Source organism: Sphingomonas sp. BL-S-30 (assembly GCF_055521475.1).
This window is the reverse complement of record NZ_CM145481.1, coordinates 4,079,379-4,099,631: the sequence shown is the minus strand read 5'-3', so window position 1 is coordinate 4,099,631 and position 20,253 is coordinate 4,079,379. Positions and strand designations below refer to the sequence as shown.

The following is a 20,253-nucleotide window of genomic DNA, read 5'->3' as shown; positions in this document are numbered from 1 at the left end:
GTGACAATCAGCATATGTCGGTCGGCGGCACTTTCGGCCGCCCTGGTTCTCGGCGGCGTCGCGGCGGTGCCGGCCCAGGCGCAGGATTGCCGGTCGATCGCCGATCCGACTCAGCGCCTCGCCTGTTACGACCGGCAGCAGGGCGTACCGGCCGAGGTGCCCGCACCGGCCGCCGAGCCGGCCCAGCCGGTCAACCGCACCGGCCTGCGCGAGGCCAAACCGCCCAAGCCGCCCAAGGCTGCCAAGGCGGCGCAGGCGAAATCCGGGTTCACCAGCACGATCGTCGGCATCTCGCCGCTGAACTTCGGCCTGTTCGAGCTGCGCCTGGCGGACGGCAGCGTGTGGAGCACCACGACCAGCAGCGGCCGCCGGCCGGTGGTAGGCGACGTCGTATCCTATCGCCGCAGCATGCTCGGCGCGCATTTCTTCGACATCAAGGGCCAGGGCCCGGTGACGGTGCGCCGCGAGCGGTAAAGCAATAGCTCCCCTCCGTTCGGGCTGAGCTTGTCGAAGCCCTGCTCTTCTCTTCCTGGGAAGAAAGAACAGCCCTTCGACAGGCTCAGGGCGAACAGAGGGATTTCAGCCACCCCCCAGCACGTTGATCGAAAACGCCAGCACGCCGATGTTGAACACGAAGGCGGCGAGGCAGTGGCCGATCACCACGCGGCGGATGCGCGGCGACGTTATCTGGCTGTCGGACGTCTGGAAGGTCATGCCCAGGGTGAAGCTGAAATAGACGAAGTCCCAATAATCGGGCTCCTTGGTGTCGGGAATCTCGATGCCCCCGGCATCCCCGCCGCCGCCGCCGCGCGAATAGTACATATGCGCATAATGCAGTGCGTAGATGGTGTTCGAGAACAGCCAGGCCAGCACCAGGGTGGCGACGAGCAGGGCCGTGGTGAGCGGACTGCCCTTGCCGTTCATCATCTCGCTCGCGACCGAGACGAGCACGACCAGCGAAACCACGGCGCTCAACCCCAGCAACAACGCGCGATTGGCGTCATTGTCCTTGGCGCGCTGTCGCATATCGTCTGCGCGGTGACGCAGCAGGGGGGCGACGATCACCAGGAACAATGCGCTGGCGATGTCGAACGCGGCCATGGTGCCCAGGCCCTTGCCCATCCGCGGGATGAGGATCGCGAGGCCCGCCACGAACACCAGCACGAAGATGACGAATCGGGTCGGCGCGATCTTCCTGCCGAGCTGCATGGCATCATCCTCGAATATGCGCCGTCGGGTCTGATGCGCGTTTATCCAGAGGCTAGCGCTTGACGCCGCCGTCGCATAGATAGCGCGCCCTTATGGCCCGTATCGAAACCCCCAAACGCATCCGCGGCACGCAGGACATCTTCGGCGACGAGCAACGGCGCTTCGCGCGCGTGCTCGAGGCGTTCGAGACGGTGCGGCGCCTCTATGCTTTCCGCCGCCTTGAAATCCCGGTCTTCGAGGCGACCGAGGTCTTCTCCCGCTCGCTCGGCGAGACGACTGACGTCGTGTCGAAGGAAATGTACACGTTCGAGGACAAGAGCCAGCGTTCGATCACGCTGCGGCCCGAATTCACCGCCGGGATCGCGCGCGCCTATCTGACCGAGGGCTGGCAGCAATATGCGCCGCTGAAGCTGGCGACCGCCGGGCCGGTATTCCGTTACGAAGCGCCCCAGGCCGGCCGCTATCGCCAGTTTCACCAGATCGATGCCGAAGTGATCGGCGCGGCCGAACCGATGGCGGATGTCGAATTGCTGGTGCTCGCTGACCAGCTGCTGCGCGAGCTGGGCATTTCGGACGGCGTCACGCTCCAGCTCAACACCCTGGGCGATGCCGAGACGCGCGATGCCTGGCGGGCCGCGCTGATCAGCCATTTCGGACAGCATCGTGCCGATCTGTCCGCGGAAAGCCAGGACCGGCTGGACCGCAATCCGCTCCGTATCCTCGACAGCAAGGATCCGAGGGACCGGCCGATCGCCGAGGCTGCGCCCGATATCGACGCCTTCATGACGAGCGAGGCCGGCGCGTTCTTCGACAGCGTGACCAAGGGCCTCGACGCGGCCGGCGTCGCCTGGACGCGCAACGCGCGGCTGGTGCGCGGGCTCGATTATTACCGGCACACCGCGTTCGAGTTCGTCACCGACCGGCTCGGCGCGCAGGGTACGGTGCTGGCCGGCGGGCGCTATGACGGGCTGATCGGCGCGCTGGGCGGCAACGAGACGCCCGGCGTGGGCTGGGCGGCCGGCGTCGAGCGGCTGGCTATGCTGATCGACGAGCCAGTGGCCGAGCGGATCGACGCGGTGATCGTGCCGATGGGCGAGGCGGCCGAGGCGCGCGCCATCGGCATCCTCGCCGATCTGCGCCGCGCAGGGATCGCGACCGACATGGCGTTCAAGGGCAATATGAAGCGGCGCATGGCCAGGGCCGATGCGCAGGGCGCGCGCTTCGCGGTGATCATCGGCGATGACGAACTCGCCAAGGGCGTCGCTTCAGTCAAGCTGCTCGGTGCGGGCACGCAGAGCGAGGTGGCGTTCGACGATCTCGCAAGGGTATTGAGAGCCTGATGACGACGATCTCGGCGGAGAGGATCGCGCAGATCGAAGCGCGGCGGGACGAGTTGCAGGCGCTGATGGCGACCGGCGATCTGCCGTCCGAGCGATTCGTCGCCGTCTCCAAGGAATATGCCGAACTCGAGCCGGTCGCGCGCGCCGCGGGCGAGGTGCGGCGGCTGCGCGCCGAGCTGGGCGTGCTGGCGGGCATGGAGAGCGAGACCGATCCCGAGATCCGCGCGATGGCGCGCGAGGAGATCGATTCGATCCGCGAGACCCTGCCGCTCGCCGAGCGCGGGCTGGCGCTGTCGCTGCTGCCGCGCGACTCCGCCGACGAGCGCGCCGCGATGCTCGAAATCCGCGCCGGCACCGGCGGCGACGAAGCGGCTTTGTTCGCCGGCGACCTGTTCCGCATGTATCAGCGCTATGCCGAATCGCAGGGCTGGAAGGTCGAGCTGATCTCCGCCTCCTCGTCCGAATCGGGCGGCTTCAAGGAAGCGATCGCCTCGGTCGAGGGCAAGGGCGTGTTCGCCAAGCTGAAGTTCGAAAGTGGCGTGCACCGCGTCCAGCGCGTGCCGGTCACCGAAGCGGGCGGGCGCATCCACACTTCCGCCGCGACCGTCGCCGTGCTGCCCGAGGCGGAGGAGGTCGACGTCAAGATCGACGACAAGGATCTGCGCATCGACATCTACCGGTCGTCGGGGCCCGGCGGGCAATCGGTCAACACGACCGATTCCGCGGTGCGTATCGTGCATATCCCGACGGGCCTGGTGGTGATCCAGCAGGACGAGAAATCGCAGCACAAGAACAAGGCCAAGGCGATGAAGGTGCTGCGCACCCGCCTGTACGAGCTGGAGCGCGACCGGCTGCACACCGAGCGCGCCGGCGCGCGCAAGTCGATGGTCGGGTCGGGTGATCGGTCGGAGCGGATCCGCACCTATAATTTTCCGCAGGGGCGCGTGACGGATCACCGCATCAACCTGACCCTGCATCGCCTGCCGGAAATCCTGCAGGGCGAGCTGGACGAGCTGATCGGCGCGCTGATCGCCGAGGACGAGGCGGAACGCCTGGCCTCGCTGGATGGCTAAAATCCCCCTCTCGCTTGCGGGAGGGGAGTGCGGCGGCTCTTTGCCCTGCCCGGGGGGCAGGGCTGCTGCCGCACTGGGAGGGCCTGTCCTCCCCGGTCCGCTACTGTGACAAGCCCTCCCCCAACCCCTCCCGCAAGCGGGAGGGGAGTAAGGCAGGCGCTTGCCGAAGCCGCCACCTCCTTCACTACCCTCTCCCAAACCCCCCGCCTCGACGCCGAACTCCTCATGGCGCACGCCCTCGGCACCACGCGCGAATCCCTGCTCCTCCGCCATCTCGACGACCCGGCCCCTGCCACCTTCGCTCCGCTCGTCGTCCGCCGCCTGAAGCACGAGCCGATCGCCTATATCACCGGCACCCGTGCCTTCTGGACGATCGAGCTGCAAATCGGCCCCGGTGCGCTCGTGCCCCGCGCCGACAGCGAGACGCTGATCGAGGCGGCGGTCGAGTATTTCGCTGACCGCGCGCCGAGGACGATCCTCGATCTCGGCACAGGCCCTGGCACCCTGCTGCTCGCCGCGCTCGACCAATGGCCGGGCGCGACCGGCCTCGGCGTTGACGCGTCGGACGTCGCGCTGGACATGGCGATGGCCAATGCCGCGCGCCTCGGCATGGAAAAGCGCGCGCGTTTCGAGCCGGGCAATTGGGCGGACGGCATTAATGGCGCTTTCGACCTGATCCTCGCCAACCCGCCCTATATCGGCACCGGCGAGGCGCTGCCCGCCGAAGTGCGCGACCATGAACCCGCCTCGGCCCTGTTCGCCGGAGCCGACGGCCTCGACGACTATCGCTGCATCGCGCCCCAGCTCCCGCGCCTGCTCGCACCCGGCGGCGCCGCGATCCTGGAGATTGGGTCGACTCAGGCGGAGGCTGTCACCGCGCTGCTCGTCGCGCAGGGCCTGTCGGTCATGCTGCGCTGCGATCTGGGTAATAACCCCCGCGCGCTCATCGCGACTTGAATCAGCACAAAAACGTCACAATATTCTGCTTGGAGATTGCGTCGCCAGCCGCTATTGAGCGGAGCAGGGGCACGCGTTTTCATCATAACCGGTTGAAAACGGGCTGTTGCCCGCCTCCTTCGTCATGCAGTCGCTGCCGTCCGGCGACCGTGGCAGGCACGTATCGCCGATGATCGGCGACGACGAGCCAAGGAGCATGCATCCACATTTCTGGAGCACGACCGGGTTGGTTACGAACGACAGGACACACAAGAATTGATCAATAATCGTCAGGCCGGCCGCCGTCGCGGCCGTGGCGGGCAGCAGCAGCGCCCGCAAGGTAATTCGGGCCGTCAGGATAACGGCAACCGCATCGACAATCGCGCGCGCGGCAACGCCGCCCAGTTGCTCGAGAAATACAAGACTCTCGCCCGCGACGCGCAGATGCAGGGGGATCGGGTCAACACCGAATATTACCTGCAGTTCGCGGATCATTATTTCCGCGTGCTCGCCGAGACGCGCTCGCGCTTCGAGGAGAACCGGCGCCAGAATGGCGGCGCGGCGTTCGACGAGGACGAGCAGGAATATGACGAGGACGGCGAGCCGATCGCCCGTGAGCCCGTTCGCGAATCCCGTCAGGGCAATGGCAATGGTCAGGATCGGGGCCAGGATCGCGGCAACGAGGATCGCGGCAACCAGGCCGGCCAGTATGACGACGAGCGTCCGCGCTCGCGTAATGGCAACGGCAATGGTGATCGCGGCGACCGCAACGGCAACAGCTATGGCGACAATGCCAATGGTAACGGGGGCAACAACGGCAATGGCCGTTATGCCCGCGAGGACCGGAACGGCAACGAACGCAACGGCAATGACCGGGGCGACCGGAACGATCGCGGCAACCGTGGCGACGATCGCGGCAATCGCGCGGCCTATGTCTCGGACGAGGATGTCCGGCAGGAAGCGCCCCGCCAGGAAGCCCCGCGCGCTGAAGTCGCCGCCGAGCCGGTAGCCGAACGCCCGCGCCGCGGCCGTCCGCCCCGCCGCCCGGTGGAGGAAGAAGCTCCGGCCATGTTCGAGGCCAATCTGCTGCCGCCGTCGCTGAGCATCTCGGCGGTGACGGTCGAGGAAGAGCCGGCCGAAAAGCCCAAGCGCCGTCGCGGCCGTCCGCCCGCGAGCGAGACGACGACGGCCGGCTGATCCGGGTCGAAGCGACGAGAACAGGCCGGTCCCGCGAATGCGGGGCCGGCCTTTTTCATGCCTCGCCCGGCAGCGAGGGATCAGTGGAAATCATGCGAGCGGATCGGGATCACCTCCTCCATCTCGGTCTCGAACAACGGCAATCTCCGCCGGTCGCGCGGATCGATCGTGCCGCCATGAGTCGCACCGTCGCCCGGCATCGTCATGTTGGGCAGATCCAGGCCGCCGATCCCGCGCAGCAAAGGGGTGTGATCGACGATCCGGTCGGCAACGACATGGATCACGCCGCTTTCCGATTGCACGCGGCCGACCACACTGATCATCGATGCCGACATCAGGATGCGGCGCTGCGCCTCGAACCGGTCCTTCCACAGGATCGCGTTGGCGATGCCGGTCTCGTCCTCCAGGGTCACGAACACCACGCCCTCGGCGCTGCCCGGTCGCTGCCGTACGAGGATGATTCCCGCCACCTCGACCCGCGCCCCGTCCTTCATCGTCTTGAGGTCGGCGCATTTCCGGATGCGTAGTCGGTCGAGTTCGCCGCGCAGGAAATGGAGCGGGTGGTTGCGCAGGGTGAGCTGAGTCGCCCGATAATCCTCCACCACCTCCCGCCCGGCGGTGAGCGGGGTCAGCGCGACGCCCGGCTCGCGCGCTTCGGGAATGATCGCGCCCGCCCGATTGTCGGCGGCGGTCAGCAGCGGCAGGGGCGCCTGGCCCAGCCCCTTGATCGCCCAGAGCGCCTGGCGCCGGTTGAGGCCGAGGCACTGGAACGCATCGGCCCGGGCGAGCTTTTCGAGCGCCGCCGGCTTCACGCCCGAGCGGCGCCAGGCATCCTCGACCGAGGTGAAGGGCCCGGCTGCGCGGGTTTCCACGATCCTGCCGGCATCCTCCTCGCTGAGCCCCAGCACGATGCGCATGCCGAGCCGAAGCGGCAACAGGCTTTGCCAGTCCGCGTCGGTGCCCCAGAACCGCTCATCGCGCGGCCTGGCATTCGGCGTCCCCGGTACGACGATCGTGTCCCAGTCGCTCCGGTTGATGCACACCGGCAGTGCCTCGACGCCATGCTCGCGCGCATCGCGGACGATCTGCGCCGGCGCGTAGAAGCCCATGGGCTGCGCGTTGAGCAGGGCGGTACAGAAGATCTCGGGATGATGGCACTTCATCCAGGACGAGGCATAGGCGATCTTCGCGAAGCTCGCGGCATGGCTCTCGGGAAAGCCATAGCTGCCGAACCCTTCGATCTGCTTGACCAGCCGCTCGGCGAAATCGAGCGTGATGCCGTTCGCCAGCATGCCCGAGATAAGCTTGTCTCTGAATTCGCCGACACCGCCGGTCTGCTTGAAGGTCGCCATCGCCCGGCGCAGCCTGTCCGCCTCTCCCGCGCTGAAACCGGCTCCAACAATCGCGACCTGCATCGCCTGTTCCTGGAAGAGTGGCACCCCCAGTGTTTTCTTCAGCACTTCTTCAAGTGCGGGGCTGGGATATTCGATATCCACCTTGCCTTCACGCTCCTGTTCCCGGCGCTTGAGATAGGGGTGGACCATGTCGCCCTGGATCGGCCCCGGACGGACGATCGCGACCTGAATGGCGATGTCGTAGAAATTGTCGGGACGCATGCGCGGCAGCATCGACATCTGCGCCCGGCTCTCGATCTGGAACACGCCGAGCGTATCCGCCGTGCAGATCATCGCGAAGGTTTCAGGGTCCCGGTCCTGCAGCACTGCATTGTCGAGCCGCAGATCGATATGCTTGTGCGCGCGCAGCAGGTCGAAGGTGCGCCGCATGCAGCCGAGCATGCCGAGGCCGAGGATATCGACCTTCATCAGGCCAAGCTCCTCCACGTCGAGCTTCTCCCACTCCACCACGCGACGATCGACCATCGCAGCGGGCTCGATCGGCAGCAATTCGTCGAGTCTGTCATGGGCCAGAACGAACCCACCGGGGTGCTGCGACAGATGCCGGGGTGTGCCGATCAACTGAGTCGCCAGATCGAGCGTGAGGGCGAGGCGCGGCTCGGTGGGGTCGAGGTTGAGCGCCTCGACATGGGCTTGCGGCACGCCGTCACTCGACCATCCCCAGACCTGGCCCGCAAGCGCCGCCGTCATGTCTTCGGACAGGCCCAGCGCCTTGCCGACTTCGCGCACGGCACCGCGCGTGCGGAACCGGCTGACCACTGCCGTCATCGCAGCGTGGTTCTCACCGTAAGTCTCGTAGATCCACTGGATCACTTCCTCGCGCCGCTCATGCTCGAAATCGACATCGATATCGGGCGGCTCGTGGCGTTCGGTCGAGATGAAACGCTCGAACAGCAGCTTGTGGAAGACCGGATCGATCGAGGTGATGCCGAGCACGAAGCAGATCACTGAATTGGCGGCCGACCCGCGGCCCTGGCACAATATCTCCTGGCTGCGCGCGAACCGCACGATCGAATTCACCGTCAGGAAATAGGGCGCGTATCCCATCTGCTCGACCAGCGCGAGTTCATGCTCGAGCAATGTCGTATAGGCAGGAGGGATCGGTTCGGGCGCGAAGCGTTCCGCCAGCGCGGTGCGCGCCATCTTCGCCAGCGCGTCCTGCGGTGACCTGCCGCTGATCACCACTTCGTCCGGATAGCGATATTGCTCCCTCAGCTCGCGCAACGAAAAGGTGCAGCGCTCCACGATCGCCTCGCTGGCCGCGATCGCCTCGGGATAGCGCTTGAACCGCCGCGCCATTTCCTCGGGCGATTTCAGATGCCGGTCGGCGCTGCGTTCGCGCCGGAAGCCGAGATCGTCGATCGTGCAGGTGTTGCGGATCGCGGTGACGACATCCTGCAGCATGCGCCGCTCAGGCCTGTCGTACAGCACGTCCCCGGTGGCGAGCGGGGCCAGGCCGAACGCCTGCGCCTTTTCCGCCAGCATGTGCAGCCGCAGCGGATCGCCCGGCCGGCGATGCTGCGTCAGGCACAGATGCCCGCGCGCGCCGAACACATCCGTCATCCAGCGCAGCGCGAGCTGATCTTCCGCGAAGGTCTCGGTCATGCCGGGCACCAGCGCGCCGATCAGTCCCGTTGCATGCGCCGCCACGTCTTCCCAATGCAGGAAGCATTGCCCTTTCTCGCCCTTCTGCGCATCGGCGCGCCCCTTGCCGAGCGTCAGCAGGCGGGTGAGCCGGCTCCACGCCGCCCGGTCTTCGGGCCAGACGAGCAGGGAGGTGCCGTCGACCAGGTCGAGCCGGCAGCCGGCGATCATGCGGATCGGGTAGCCCTGTTTGGAAATCTCCTCCGCGGCGACCAGCGCGCGCACTACCCCGCCGACCGAATTGCGATCGGTGATGCCCAGCGCCGGCATGCCCGCCAGCGCGGCAGCCGCAAACAATTGCTCGGGGGAAGAGGCGCCGCGCAGGAAGCTGTAATGCGTCGTCACCTGCAGTTCGGAATAGGTCATTGGCGATGCGGCACGAAATGACTATATGAGATGTACAGGTCGGAGGTAGCGATGACGAAATATGTAGGGGCTGCCGAATTCAAGGCGAAATGCCTCAAGCTCATCGATGAGATGCAGGCCGATGGTGAATCGATCACCATCACCAAGCGCGGCAAGCCAGTGGCAACGATGTCGGTCATCAAGGAAGAGAAGCGATCGCTCGAACCTTTGTTCGGAGCCCTCAAAGGATCCGTCTTGAAGTATGAGGATCCCTTCGAGCCGGTCGATCCCAATTGGGAAGCCGAATGGGACGCCAATAATCCCGCGGAGCTATACCAGAAGCAATGATCGTCCTCGATACGCACGCCCTTGTCTGGTTGATGGATGGGGATGACAAGCTGGGCAATGCGGCGCGTGCCTTGATCGAAGATGCCCGGGCGGAAGAAGGTGCGTTCATTTCGCCGATAACGCCGTGGGAAATTTCCATGCTGGTGGACAAGCGGCGCATCCATCTGGCAATGCCGGTCGATGACTGGATGGACTTTGTCTTCAACGCGAAGGGTGTAAAGCTTGCGCCGTTGAAGCCAGCGATGGGTGTCGATGCAGGAAGGCTGCCCGGCACCATTCATGGTGATCCAGCCGATCGCATCGTGATTGCGACGGCCCGAGCGTTGAGATGCCCGCTGCTGACGTCCGATCGCAAAATCCTGCGCTATGCCGACGAAGGGCATGTGCGCGTCATCGACGCCGGGAAATAAACGGTCATTGGGATTGTTCACCCGAACGCCCCATGCATGAACCAGGCGAGATCGCCCGTCTCGGTGCGCTCGCCATCGCCGCGGCGGAACAGCCAGAAGCGCTGGCCCGCCTCGTCCTCCACCCGGAAATAATCGCGCACCGAATGCCGTTCGGTCGCGCGTTTCCACCATTCGCCGTGAACGCGCTCGGGACCATCGGCGCGCACCACCTTGTGCGTCGTGCCGCGCCAGGTGAAGCGGCGCGGCGGCTGGTCGGGCAGCTCGGCGATGACGTGATCCAGCAGCTCGGGCCGGCGCAGCATGCGCACCGGGCGCGGCCAGCGATGGTGCCAGGGATGGAGATCGGGCGTGCGGTCGAGACGCCGGACATCGGCCGGCTTGAGCGGTGCCGCGGCGCGTTCGGGCGGGTCGAGCGCCGGCGCGGGCTCGACCGATCGTTCGGGCACGTCGCTTTCCACCGGCCTTGTGCGCCACAGCCGCGCCGCGCCGATGCGGTTGGCCAGCGTATCGACCAAAGGGGCGATGTCGGGCGGGCTATCCTCGAGCCGCTCCTCGAACGGCACGGGGCCGAGCGGATCGGCGCGGCGCACATGCAGCGCGAGCGCGTCGATGCCGAATCCCGGCGCGATCTCCTCGATCCGGCGCACCATCAGCCGCAGCAGATGCGCGGGGTCGCGATTGGGTCGGGCAAGGCCGATGCGCAGCCGCTGCGGCACGCCGTCGATCCGGTCGGCGACCAGCTCGATCGCGCGCGCGCCCTGGCCTGACTGCGCCAGCGCGGTGACGAGGCGTGGCATCAACAGGGCCAGCCAATGCTCGATCGCCTCGGCGGTCGCGATCGGCTCGGCGAAACGCTGGATCACGGCGATATGCTCGGGCGGCATGACCGGGCGAAGCGGCTCGCCGATCCGCCCGCTTGCCTGGTCGAGCCGCAGCACCAGCATCTTGCCGAACCGGCGCGCGAGCGGCGCGCGCGGCATGGCGGCAAGTTCCCCGATCGTCTCGACGCCCAACCGCTTGAGCAGTTCGATCGCGCCGGGCTCGGCCCGCAGCGCGGCAATGGGCAGGGGGGCGATGGCGGAATCCTGCGCGCCTGGCGGACAAATCGTCACCCCATTGTGCGGCTGGTGGCCGTAACGCGCCAGCGCCCAGGCCGCGCCCGTGCTGTCCGCCACGGCGATCCGCGCTCGCACACCCATGCGTGCGAGCAGCCGCACGATCCGCCGCGCCATCCTCTCCTCGCCGCCGAACAGATGGGCAGTGCCGGTCAGCTCGATGAACAGCCCGTCCTCGCCCGACAGCGCGACGATCGGCGACCAGCGCCGCGCGGCAATGAGGGCGAGGCGTTCGAGATCGGCGCGGTCGCCCTCGGGATCGGCCGGACGGATGTCGAGATCCGGCACTTGTGCGCGCGCCTGAGTCACCGCCATGCCGGCGCGGATGCCGAGCAGATACGCGGCATGGCTGGTCGCAGCGACCAGGATCCTGCTGCCCTCGCGGATCGAGGTGACGAGAGGGGCACTTAATTCCTCCCCCGCAGGGGGAGGGGGACCAGCGAAGCTGGTGGAGGGGCTGGCTTGGCGAGACCGTGCCGCGCTCCAAGCCCCTCCACCGCGCAAGCGCGGTCCCCCTCCCCGTGCCGGGGAGGAATTGGAGGAGGAACCGGGTGCCCCATCGTCACTTCTCAATCGCGGCAGCGTCGGCCCATCCTCCCCCCGAGCCCAGCGCGCACCCGGGCGCCAGCCACCGTCGCGCGGGGCTGCCTTGATATCGATGACCGGCTGAGTGGTCCGGCGCGCGTCAGGCGGCGCGGCGGTGCGTTCCGCCCGCCGCAGCCGATCGATCGGCCAGTCGGGCAGGTAGAGCGAGGCGACCCGTTTCATCGCATGCCTCCATCGTCCATTTATGAGGTTCGCCGCCGCGCTGACGGACCAGTTCGATCCGCCAGCGCGGGCAACCGACACCCTCGACCGGGAGCGGAGTCGAGGGCGCGGCGGCGATTCGCCAGCGTGTTACCGCGGCCGAGGGCACGGCGAGCGGATTGCCGCCCTCGCGCGCATGGCGCTTGAGCAGCAGTGCGATCGTCTTGCCGCCTTCGGCCGCGAGCTGCAGCCGGCGGCTATTGGCCATCGAGGCGCTCTTCACCTCGCCGATCACGGCGCCCAGCCCGCGGTGGCGCAGGCCTTCCTCCATCAGCGCGAGCAGCTCGGCATCGTCGCCTGCTTCGGCATAGAGGATGCGCTCGGGCGCGAGCCCGGCCTGGTACAGTCCCGGCGCGAACAGGTCGCGCCGCCGCACCACCCACAGGACCGGGCCCCAGGCGCGCGCGGCGATGCCGGCCATGAACAGGGTCGCCGCGGCATCGTCGCCCATGCCGGGGCTGGCCGCGGCGATCTCGTGCAGCGCGCCGAGCGTGAGGCCGCCCGTCGCCAGCCGCGAATCGATCGGGCCGATCCCGAAGGGCAGCACGGCACGACGGCGCAGCCCATCCCCCTCGATCGCGCGAAGCGTATCGCGTAAGGCGGAAAGGGCGGCGGCAGACGACAAACACACGACTCGCTGAATGAGGGTGTTCCTATTTTGTTCCTATCGGCGCCGGAGTCAATCCGCGACGGGAGCGCGGCAGGCGGACATGTGCGGCAATGCGCGTTCCTCGGTCCACAAACGCCCGATTGGCCTGCATTTTTGCACGTGCCGTGGCACGGGCGTCCACAAAGGCCATTTGCCGCGGAAAACACCTGCTTGAGCCTGGGGGGCGCACTACCGCCATCACCCGCCCAGACCCTCGCCAAGCGCTTTGAAATTTTATAACAAGGCCCGAATGGCGAATCCGCGCGTTGCTCTCATGCGAACGCGAACGAAACGCACAATGATCGGAGAGAGCATGGCAAGCGACAGTCCGCGCGCCAATTTACAACCCCTGTCGCTCTACGTGCCGGAACCCAGGTTCCGCCCCGGCGATACGGTCGACTTTACCGAGGTCGCCATTCCAGCGGCTGGCGATACCCGCCGCCCCGACACCGCCGATCGCGCCGGGACCTTCACCGACCTCGCATACCAACTGGTCCGCGTGCTGGATGACGAGGGCAATGCCGTCGGCCCATGGAACCCGCGCCTGTCGCCCGATACGCTGCGCGCGATGCTCCGTTCGATGGTGCTGGTCCGCGCCTTTGACGAGCGCATGTTCCGCGCCCAGCGCCAGGGCAAGACCAGCTTCTATATGAAATGCCTTGGCGAGGAGGCGGTCGCGGTTTCCGCTGCCTTCGCGCTCGATTATGAGGACATGTGTTTCCCGTCGTACCGCCAGCAGGGCCTGCTCATCGCGCGCGGCTGGTCGATGGTCGACATGATGAACCAGATCTATTCGAACAGGGGCGATCGGCTTCAGGGCAAGCAGCTGCCGATCATGTATTCGGTCAAGGAAGCCGGCTTTTTCTCGATCTCCGGCAATCTCACCACGCAATATCCCCAGGCGGTCGGCTGGGCGATGGCGTCGGCGGCGAAGGGCGACACGCGGATCGCCGCCACCTGGTGCGGCGAGGGCTCGACGGCGGAGGGCGATTTCCATTCCGCCTGCACCTTCGCCAGCGTCTACCGCGCGCCGGTGATCTTCAACGTCGTCAACAATCAATGGGCGATCTCGAGCTTCTCGGGCTTTGCCGGGGCCGAATCGACCACCTTCGCGGCGCGTGCCATCGGCTATGGCATCGCCGGCCTGCGCGTCGACGGCAATGACGCGCTCGCGGTCTATGCCGCGACTGCCTGGGCGGCCGAGCGCGCCCGGACCAATCAGGGCCCGACCCTGATCGAGCATTTCACGTACCGCGCCGAAGGCCATTCGACCTCGGACGATCCGGGCCAATATCGCTCGGCCGGCGAACCCACCGCCTGGCCGCTGGGCGATCCGATCAAGCGGCTGAAGGACCATTTGATCCATATCGGCGAATGGGACGAGGATCGCCACGCCGCGCAGGATCTCGAACTCGCCGAGCAGGTGAAGCGCGCGCAGAAGGAAGCCGAGCAGAACGGCATCCTCGGCCACGGCCTGCATCAGCCGCTGGATACGCTGTTCGACGGCGTGTTCGAAGAGATGCCCTGGCATCTGCGGGAACAACAGGCACAGATGCTCGCGGAAGAAACCGCCTCGGGCCGGCCATGGGCACGCAAGTCATGAGCGACATTACTGATCCCGCCGACATCATCACGCCCGAGGCTGGTCCCGGCGACGTAGTCGCCCCTGAAGGCGGTCCAGACGGCAATGCCCGCATGAACATGATCCAGGCGATCAACTCCGCCATGGACGTGATGATGGCGCGCGATCCCGACGTCATCGTGATGGGCGAGGATGTCGGCTATTTCGGCGGCGTGTTCCGCGCGACCGCGGGCCTGCAGGCGAAATATGGCAAGACCCGCGTGTTCGACACGCCCATCACGGAATGCGGCATCATCGGCGTCGCGGTCGGCATGGGCGCGTACGGGCTTCGGCCGGTGCCGGAGATTCAGTTTGCCGACTATATCTATCCCGCGCTCGACCAGCTCGTGTCGGAGGCGGCGCGGCTGCGTTACCGCTCGGCCGGCGAGTTCACCTCGCCGATCACGGTGCGCTCGCCCTTCGGCGGCGGCATCTTCGGCGGCCAGACGCACAGCCAGAGCCCCGAGGGCATCTTCACGCATGTCTCGGGCGTGAAGACGGTGATTCCCTCGACCCCCTATGACGCCAAGGGCCTGCTGATCGCCGCGATCGAGGACAATGATCCGACGATCTTCTTCGAGCCCAAGCGCATCTATAACGGCCCGTTCGACGGCCATTGGGATCGTCCGACGAAGAACTGGTCGCAGCATCCCGCGGGCGAGGTGCCGACCGGCTATTACAAGATCGAGCTGGGCAAGGCGAAGATCGTCCGCGCCGGGGAGGCGCTGACCATCCTGGCCTATGGCACCATGGTCCATGTCTGCCTGGCGGTGGTCGAGGAGGCAGGGGTGGACGCCGAGATCATCGATCTGCGCACCCTCGTCCCGCTCGACATCGGGACGATCGAGGCGTCGGTGAAGAAGACCGGCCGCTGCATGATCGTGCACGAGGCGACCCGCACCAGCGGCTTCGGCGCCGAGCTGTCGGCGCTCGTCCAGGAACGCTGCTTCTACCATCTCGAAGCGCCGATCGAGCGCGTGACCGGTTTCGACACGCCCTATCCGCACAGCCTGGAATGGGCCTATTTCCCGGGCCCGGTCCGCATCGGCGAAGCGCTGAAAAAGGTAATGAAGGACTGATTTCGATGGCGCTGCCATCCCCGTTCGTGTCGAGCGAAGTCGAGACACCTGCGCGGCCCCCTGTTTCTCGACTTCGCTCGAAACGAACGGATTAGACTAATGGCACGCTTCACCTTCAAACTGCCGGATATCGGCGAAGGCATCTCCGAAGCGGAGATCGTCGCGTGGCACGTGGCCGTGGGCGACCGTGTGGAAGAGGACCAGGGCATCGCCGACATGATGACCGACAAGGCGACGGTGGAGATGGAATCCCCGGTCGCCGGCACGGTGGTCGAGCTGGCCGGCGAGGTCGGCGATCAGGTGTCGATCGGCGCCGCCTTGGTGGTGATCGAGACCGATGCGGTTGAAGGCGCGATCGAACCGTCGCCGGAGACGGTGGCGGATGTCGCGCCGGGGGATTTGCCGGAAGAGACCAAGACCGAGGAAGTCGAAGAGCAGATCGAGGCGGAAACGCCGGGTGAGGAGGGCATCGAATCCCCTCAACCGTTCGTTTCGAGCGTAGTCGAGAAACCGGCCCCGGCAGTTGAGCCAGGTGTCTCGACTTCGCTCGACACGAACGGTGAGAATAAGGCCGCCGCGCCCCACGCCCATGTCCTCGCCTCCCCCGCGGTCCGCGCCCGCGCGGCCGATCTCGGCGTCGACCTCGCCTCGGTAAAGTCGGAAGGTGACCGCATCCGTCACGCCGATCTGGACGCCTTCCTGCGCTACGGCAGCGGACAGGGCTATCACGCCCCGCACGCATCGCGCGCTCGCGCCGATGAGGCGATCAAGGTCATCGGCATGCGCCGTCGCATCGCCGAAAACATGGCTGCCTCGAAGCGCGCCATCCCGCACTTCACCTATGTCGACGAAATCGACGTCACTGCGCTCGAAGACATGCGCGCCGATCTCAACGCAAATCGCGGCAACCGGCCCAAGCTGACCATGCTGCCGCTGATGATCGTCGCGATCTGCAAGTCGATCCCCGACTTCCCGATGATCAACGCGCGCTATGACGACGAGGCTGGATTGGTCACCCGCCATGGCTCGATCCATCTCGGCATGGCGACGCAGACGCCGGCCGGCCTGATGGTCCCGGTGATCCGCGACGCACAGGATCTCAATGTCTGGCAGCTCGCGACCGAGATCGCCCGCCTCGCCGAGGCCGCCCGCACCGGCAAGGCGAAGTCGGAGGAACTCAGCGGCTCCACCCTCACCATCACCTCGCTCGGGCCGCTCGGCGGCATCGCCACCACGCCGGTGATCAACCGGCCCGAGGTCGCGATCATCGGCCCGAACAAGATCGTCGAGCGCCCCGTCTTCCGCGGCGACGACATCGTCCGCGCCAAGCTGATGAATCTTTCGATCAGCTGCGATCACCGCGTGGTCGACGGGTGGGATGCGGCAAGCTCTGTGCAGGCGCTGAAGAAATATCTCGAGACGCCCGTGCTGCTCTTCGCCGACTGACCATGTCGAACCGCCTTGTCCCAGGGTCGATCGAGGCGCAGCAGCGCGCGCTCGCGATGGGCGTGGTGCTCGCTTTGCCTGTCGCCATCGGGCTGTGGTTCTTCATCGATCGTTCCATGCCGCCCGTCCCGGGCATGGCGACTCAGACCGCGCGCTTCTTCTTCGCGCTTCACTGCGTCGGCATCGCGACTCTGCTCGCCCTGCTGCCGGGGATCGAGGCGGTCGCGCACGAAAGGCTGGTGACCCCCGCGATCGATCCGCTGGCCGGCGCCGAATCGCGGCGGATGCGGGTCAACCAGCGTTATGTCCAGAACACGATCGAGCAGCTCTGGCTGTTCGTCCCCGGCCTGCTCCTGCTCGCCGTCCAGGCGCGCGACGGCGCGTCGATGCGCGCGGTCGTCGCCTGTACCATCGTCTGGGTGATCGCGCGCTGGGTGTTCTGGATCGGCTATCTGCTCGCGCCCCGCTTCCGCTCGGCGGGGCTGGTCGGGATGGTGCAGAGCATGATGGTGCTGCTCTATTGCGTCGGCCGGTTCGGTTATCTCTGGCTCGGCTGGTGGGGCGCGGTCGCGCTGGTCGCGCCCTTTGTCGCCGCGGAGCTGTTTATCATGCTCCTGCTCCGCTGGGAACATTGGCGGGCCGAAGAGGCCGCCTGACGCATCCCGCCTGTCCCCTCGCGCGTTTCAGCGGCGAAGAGGAGACAGACCATGTCCGAACCGCTCACTGACTGGAAGGTCCTGCCGCACGGCCGGCTGGCCGAGGTCGCGCCGAACATCCTCACCGTCACCGGCACGATCCACATGCCGATCGGGGATTTCCCGCGCCGCATGACGATCGTCCGGCTGCGCGACAGCCGGCTGGTGGTGTTCAGCGCGATCGCGCTCGACGAGGAGCAGATGCGCGAGATCGAGGCGTTCGGCGATCCCGCCTGGCTGATCGTGCCCAATGCCCATCACCGCCTCGACGCCGGCATCTGGAAAAAACGCTACCCCTCGCTCTTGGTCATCACCCCGCCCGCCGCGCGGGAAAAGGTCGCTCAGCTGGTGCCGGTCGATGCCACCAATGTCGATTTTGGCGATTCTGCGGTGACGTGGATCGTGGTGCCCGGCACGCATCAGGGCGAATCGGCGCTGCGAGTCGATGGGACGGACGGCACGACGCTGATCCTCAACGACATCATCGGCAATATCCGCGACGCGCACGGCTTCAGCGGCTGGCTGCTCAAGCTGATGGGCTTTGCCGGCGACGAACCGCACGTGCCCGGACCGGTCAAGCTGGGCATGGGCAAGAGCAAGGCCGATCTCGCGGCGCAGCTTCGCGCCTGGGCCGCCGTGCCCGGATTGAAGCGCATCATCGTGTCGCATGGCGACACGATCGAGCACGATCCGCGCGGTGCCCTGGTCGCGCTGGCCGAGGCGCTGGAATGACCGCGCCGCCGGGCGCCGCGCCGCTCCGCGACCTTATGGCCGCCGCAGCAGCGATACCGTGCCGTGCCCGCCATCGGCGCAAACGCTGACCACCGCCCAGGTGCCGCTCGGCTTGTCCCACAGCTCCTTCACGGCCTGGCTGAGGTCGCGCGCGCCGGTCGCGGCGAAGGGATGGCCGATCGCCACCGATCCGCCGTTCGGGTTGACCCGATCCCAGGGGAAGGGCCCGAAATCGAAATCCACGCCGGCACGGTCGCGCGTCCAGCCCGGCTTCTCCAGCGCGGCGACATTGGCCAGCACCTGCGCCGAAAAGGCCTCATGGATCTCCCATAGCGCGACGTCCTCGTAACGCAGCCCGTGCCGCGCCAGCAGCCGGGGAATGGCGAAGCTCGGCGCCATCAGCAGCCCATCCTCGGCATGGTCGACCGCCGCGGTTTCGTGGTCGACCAGCTCGGCGTGGAAAATGCCGTCGGGCAGTTTCTTCAGCCCGGCTCCGGTCGCGACCCAGCAGCCGGCGGCGCCATCCGTGATCGGCGAGCTGTTGCCCGCGGTCAGCGTGCCCGTGCCGCTGGTCTTGTCGAAGGCGGGCGGCAGGGTAGCGAGCTTCTCGGCCGAGGTGTCGGCGCGCGGATTGGCGTCGCGGGTGATTTCGGGCAGCGGGATGACCAGGTCGTCGAAAAAGCCGTTCTCCCAACCGGCGACGGCGCGCTGGTGGCTCTTCAGCGACCAGTTGTCCTGCGCCTCGCGCGAAATTCCCCAGATCTTCGCCGTCTCCTCCATATGGTCGCCCATGGTGCGCCCCGTGATGCGGTTGGCGAAACCCTTGATCGGCAGCACCAGGTCGTTCGGGGTCAACGCCTGCAGCGCGGCGAGCGCGGCAGCGGGGTCGGTGCGGAACAGCTTCACGATCCGCTTCGACGCGTCGAGCTTCAGCCCGATCGGCGGGTTGCTCATCACTTCGGACCCGCCGACCAGCGCCAGATCCTTGTCGCCGCCGAGCATGCCCGCGGCGGCGAAGGCCGCGACCATCGAGGTCGAGCAGGCCAGCACCGCCGAGAAGGACGGCACGGTCGGGTCGAGTCCGGCATCGAGCCAGATTTCGCGCCCGATATTGCTCCAGCCGAGGCTCGGGATCACCGTACCCCACACGAACAGGTCGGGCCGCGCGACTGCCGCCATCGCCTGGGCGACCGGCACTGCCATGGTGATCGCGTCATGATCGGCGAGCGCCCCGCCGCCACGTCCGAACGGCGTTCGAAGACCGGCCGCGATATAGATGGGCTGGGCGAAGCGCTGCATTTCCGGTCTCCTTCGTTTCGACCCCGAATCTGATGTCGCGGGCCCGCGCCTGCAAGGCCGCGAGGCGAAGAAGAATTATTCAACCGATTAGTTGACAGTTTGGGCTTGCTCGGCAATATTAAACCACATGGTTGAACGACTCGACATCACCTTCGCCGCCCTCGCCGACCCGACCCGGCGTGCAATGCTCGCCAGCCTGTCCGGCGGCGAGCGCAGCATTAGCGAGCTCGCCGCGCCGCATGCGATGAGTTTCGCCGGCGCCTCGAAACATGTCCAGGCGCTGGAGCGCGCCGGGCTGGTCGAACGCCGCAAGGCCGGCCGGCAACAGCTGTGCCGGTTGAAGGCGGAGCCGCTGCGCGAGGCCCAGGCCTGGCTGCGCCAATGGGAGGCGTTCTGGACCGGGCGGCTCGACATCCTCGACGAACTGCTCAAGGCCGAGAAGGAGAGAGCAGAATGACCGCACCCGTCATCCTCACCATCACCCGCGATTTCGACGCCACGCCGGAGGCCGTGTTCGATGCGTGGCTCGACCCCGAAAAGGCGGGGCAGTTCCTGTTCAAAACACCTGATGGCGAGATGTGCACGGTCGAGATCGATGCCCGTGTCGGCGGCCGCGCGCTGATCGTCGAGCGTCGCGCTTCGGGCGATGCCCATCACCGCCTCCGCTATGAAGAGATCGATCGCCCGCGCCGCCTGGTCTTCCTGTTCGCGGCGGATCCGGCGGAAGAAGGCGAATGGACCCGAGTATCGATCGACATCGTGGCGAAAGGGCAAGGCGCAACGCTGACCCTCACGCACGAGATGGACCCCGCATGGTCCGCCTATGAGGAACAGACCCGCAAGGGCTGGACCATGATTCTCGACTCGCTCGCCACGGCTCTGGAGGAATGACC

The 20,253-nt window shown here is 66.8% G+C and carries 19 protein-coding genes; 14 read left to right on the top strand and 5 right to left on the bottom strand.

Going from position 1 to position 20,253, the window contains the following annotated elements; genetic code table 11:
• On the top strand, positions 1–474 hold the full coding sequence (locus tag ACZ1I5_RS19050) for a hypothetical protein (RefSeq protein ID WP_465170809.1): 474 nt from the start codon (positions 1–3) through the stop codon (positions 472–474).
• Positions 475–579: 105 nt separating this feature from the next.
• Here the strand turns inward: ACZ1I5_RS19050 and ACZ1I5_RS19045 are convergent, their stop codons facing one another.
• Positions 580–1,209 carry a DUF1345 domain-containing protein gene (locus ACZ1I5_RS19045; RefSeq protein ID WP_465170808.1) on the bottom strand — a complete coding sequence of 210 codons (630 nt, stop codon included), beginning with the start codon at positions 1,207–1,209 and terminating at the stop codon, positions 580–582.
• 92 nt (positions 1,210–1,301) lie between these two features.
• Between ACZ1I5_RS19045 and hisS the strand changes: the two genes are divergently transcribed.
• The 4 genes from hisS to ACZ1I5_RS19025 all read left to right on the top strand — a co-directional run bounded on the left by hisS (position 1,302) and on the right by ACZ1I5_RS19025 (position 5,755).
• Positions 1,302–2,549, top strand: coding sequence for a histidine--tRNA ligase (gene hisS, locus ACZ1I5_RS19040; RefSeq protein ID WP_465170807.1), 1,248 nt, complete (start codon positions 1,302–1,304; stop codon positions 2,547–2,549).
• Positions 2,549–3,622 (top strand): peptide chain release factor 1, encoded by a 1,074-nt coding sequence (gene prfA, locus ACZ1I5_RS19035; protein ID WP_465170806.1) that lies wholly within the window; start codon positions 2,549–2,551, stop codon positions 3,620–3,622. Before hisS ends, prfA begins: the two co-directional genes overlap by 1 nt.
• Positions 3,623–3,727: 105 nt before the next feature.
• Positions 3,728–4,579, top strand: a complete 852-nt coding sequence (prmC, locus tag ACZ1I5_RS19030) for a peptide chain release factor N(5)-glutamine methyltransferase (protein WP_465170805.1) — start codon at positions 3,728–3,730, stop codon at positions 4,577–4,579.
• A 255-nt stretch (positions 4,580–4,834) separates the two neighbouring features.
• Positions 4,835–5,755: a DUF4167 domain-containing protein gene (locus tag ACZ1I5_RS19025; protein ID WP_465170804.1), complete on the top strand. Its 921-nt coding sequence runs from the start codon at positions 4,835–4,837 to the stop codon at positions 5,753–5,755.
• An 80-nt stretch (positions 5,756–5,835) separates the two neighbouring features.
• Here the strand turns inward: ACZ1I5_RS19025 and ACZ1I5_RS19020 are convergent, their stop codons facing one another.
• A complete protein-coding gene (locus ACZ1I5_RS19020; protein WP_465170803.1) occupies positions 5,836–9,180 on the bottom strand; it encodes an error-prone DNA polymerase in 3,345 nt (1,114 codons plus the stop codon).
• Between the two features lie 51 nt (positions 9,181–9,231).
• Here ACZ1I5_RS19020 and ACZ1I5_RS19015 point away from each other — a divergent pair, with 51 nt between their 5' ends.
• Entirely contained in the window at positions 9,232–9,507 is a 276-nt protein-coding gene (locus ACZ1I5_RS19015; protein WP_465170802.1) for a type II toxin-antitoxin system Phd/YefM family antitoxin, read from the top strand.
• On the top strand, positions 9,504–9,917 hold the full coding sequence (locus ACZ1I5_RS19010; protein WP_465170801.1) for a type II toxin-antitoxin system VapC family toxin: 414 nt from the start codon (positions 9,504–9,506) through the stop codon (positions 9,915–9,917). The genes ACZ1I5_RS19015 and ACZ1I5_RS19010 overlap by 4 nt, the downstream gene beginning before the upstream one ends.
• 17 nt (positions 9,918–9,934) lie before the next feature.
• Here the strand turns inward: ACZ1I5_RS19010 and ACZ1I5_RS19005 are convergent, their stop codons facing one another.
• Both ACZ1I5_RS19005 and ACZ1I5_RS19000 read right to left on the bottom strand, forming a co-directional pair.
• Complete coding sequence (locus tag ACZ1I5_RS19005) at positions 9,935–11,800, bottom strand: Y-family DNA polymerase (protein WP_465170800.1); 1,866 nt, start codon at positions 11,798–11,800, stop codon at positions 9,935–9,937.
• Entirely contained in the window at positions 11,718–12,464 is a 747-nt protein-coding gene (locus ACZ1I5_RS19000; RefSeq protein ID WP_465170799.1) for an ImuA family protein, read from the bottom strand. Before ACZ1I5_RS19000 ends, ACZ1I5_RS19005 begins: the two co-directional genes overlap by 83 nt.
• Before the next feature lie 337 nt (positions 12,465–12,801).
• Here ACZ1I5_RS19000 and ACZ1I5_RS18995 point away from each other — a divergent pair, with 337 nt between their 5' ends.
• The 5 genes from ACZ1I5_RS18995 (at position 12,802) to ACZ1I5_RS18975 (ending at position 18,061) form a co-directional block, all read left to right on the top strand.
• Entirely contained in the window at positions 12,802–14,091 is a 1,290-nt protein-coding gene (locus ACZ1I5_RS18995; protein WP_465170798.1) for a thiamine pyrophosphate-dependent enzyme, read from the top strand.
• Between the two features lie 92 nt (positions 14,092–14,183).
• A complete protein-coding gene (locus ACZ1I5_RS18990) occupies positions 14,184–15,188 on the top strand; it encodes an alpha-ketoacid dehydrogenase subunit beta (protein WP_465173999.1) in 1,005 nt (334 codons plus the stop codon).
• A gap of 99 nt (positions 15,189–15,287) precedes the next feature.
• Entirely contained in the window at positions 15,288–16,634 is a 1,347-nt protein-coding gene (locus tag ACZ1I5_RS18985) for a dihydrolipoamide acetyltransferase family protein (RefSeq protein WP_465170797.1), read from the top strand.
• Between the two features lie 2 nt (positions 16,635–16,636).
• Positions 16,637–17,290, top strand: coding sequence for an MAPEG family protein (locus ACZ1I5_RS18980; protein WP_465170796.1), 654 nt, complete (start codon positions 16,637–16,639; stop codon positions 17,288–17,290).
• A gap of 51 nt (positions 17,291–17,341) precedes the next feature.
• Positions 17,342–18,061, top strand: a complete 720-nt coding sequence (locus ACZ1I5_RS18975) for a hypothetical protein (protein ID WP_465170795.1) — start codon at positions 17,342–17,344, stop codon at positions 18,059–18,061.
• A gap of 33 nt (positions 18,062–18,094) precedes the next feature.
• Here the strand turns inward: ACZ1I5_RS18975 and ACZ1I5_RS18970 are convergent, their stop codons facing one another.
• Positions 18,095–19,360, bottom strand: a complete 1,266-nt coding sequence (locus tag ACZ1I5_RS18970; protein WP_465170794.1) for a thiolase family protein — start codon at positions 19,358–19,360, stop codon at positions 18,095–18,097.
• A gap of 127 nt (positions 19,361–19,487) precedes the next feature.
• Between ACZ1I5_RS18970 and ACZ1I5_RS18965 the strand changes: the two genes are divergently transcribed.
• Positions 19,488–19,817, top strand: a complete 330-nt coding sequence (locus tag ACZ1I5_RS18965) for an ArsR/SmtB family transcription factor (RefSeq protein WP_465170793.1) — start codon at positions 19,488–19,490, stop codon at positions 19,815–19,817.
• The gene (locus tag ACZ1I5_RS18960; RefSeq protein ID WP_465170792.1) at positions 19,814–20,251 is read left to right on the top strand and encodes an SRPBCC family protein; all 438 of its coding nucleotides are present in this window, start codon (positions 19,814–19,816) and stop codon (positions 20,249–20,251) included. The genes ACZ1I5_RS18965 and ACZ1I5_RS18960 overlap by 4 nt, the downstream gene beginning before the upstream one ends.
• The last annotated feature ends 2 nt before the right edge of the window (positions 20,252–20,253 follow it).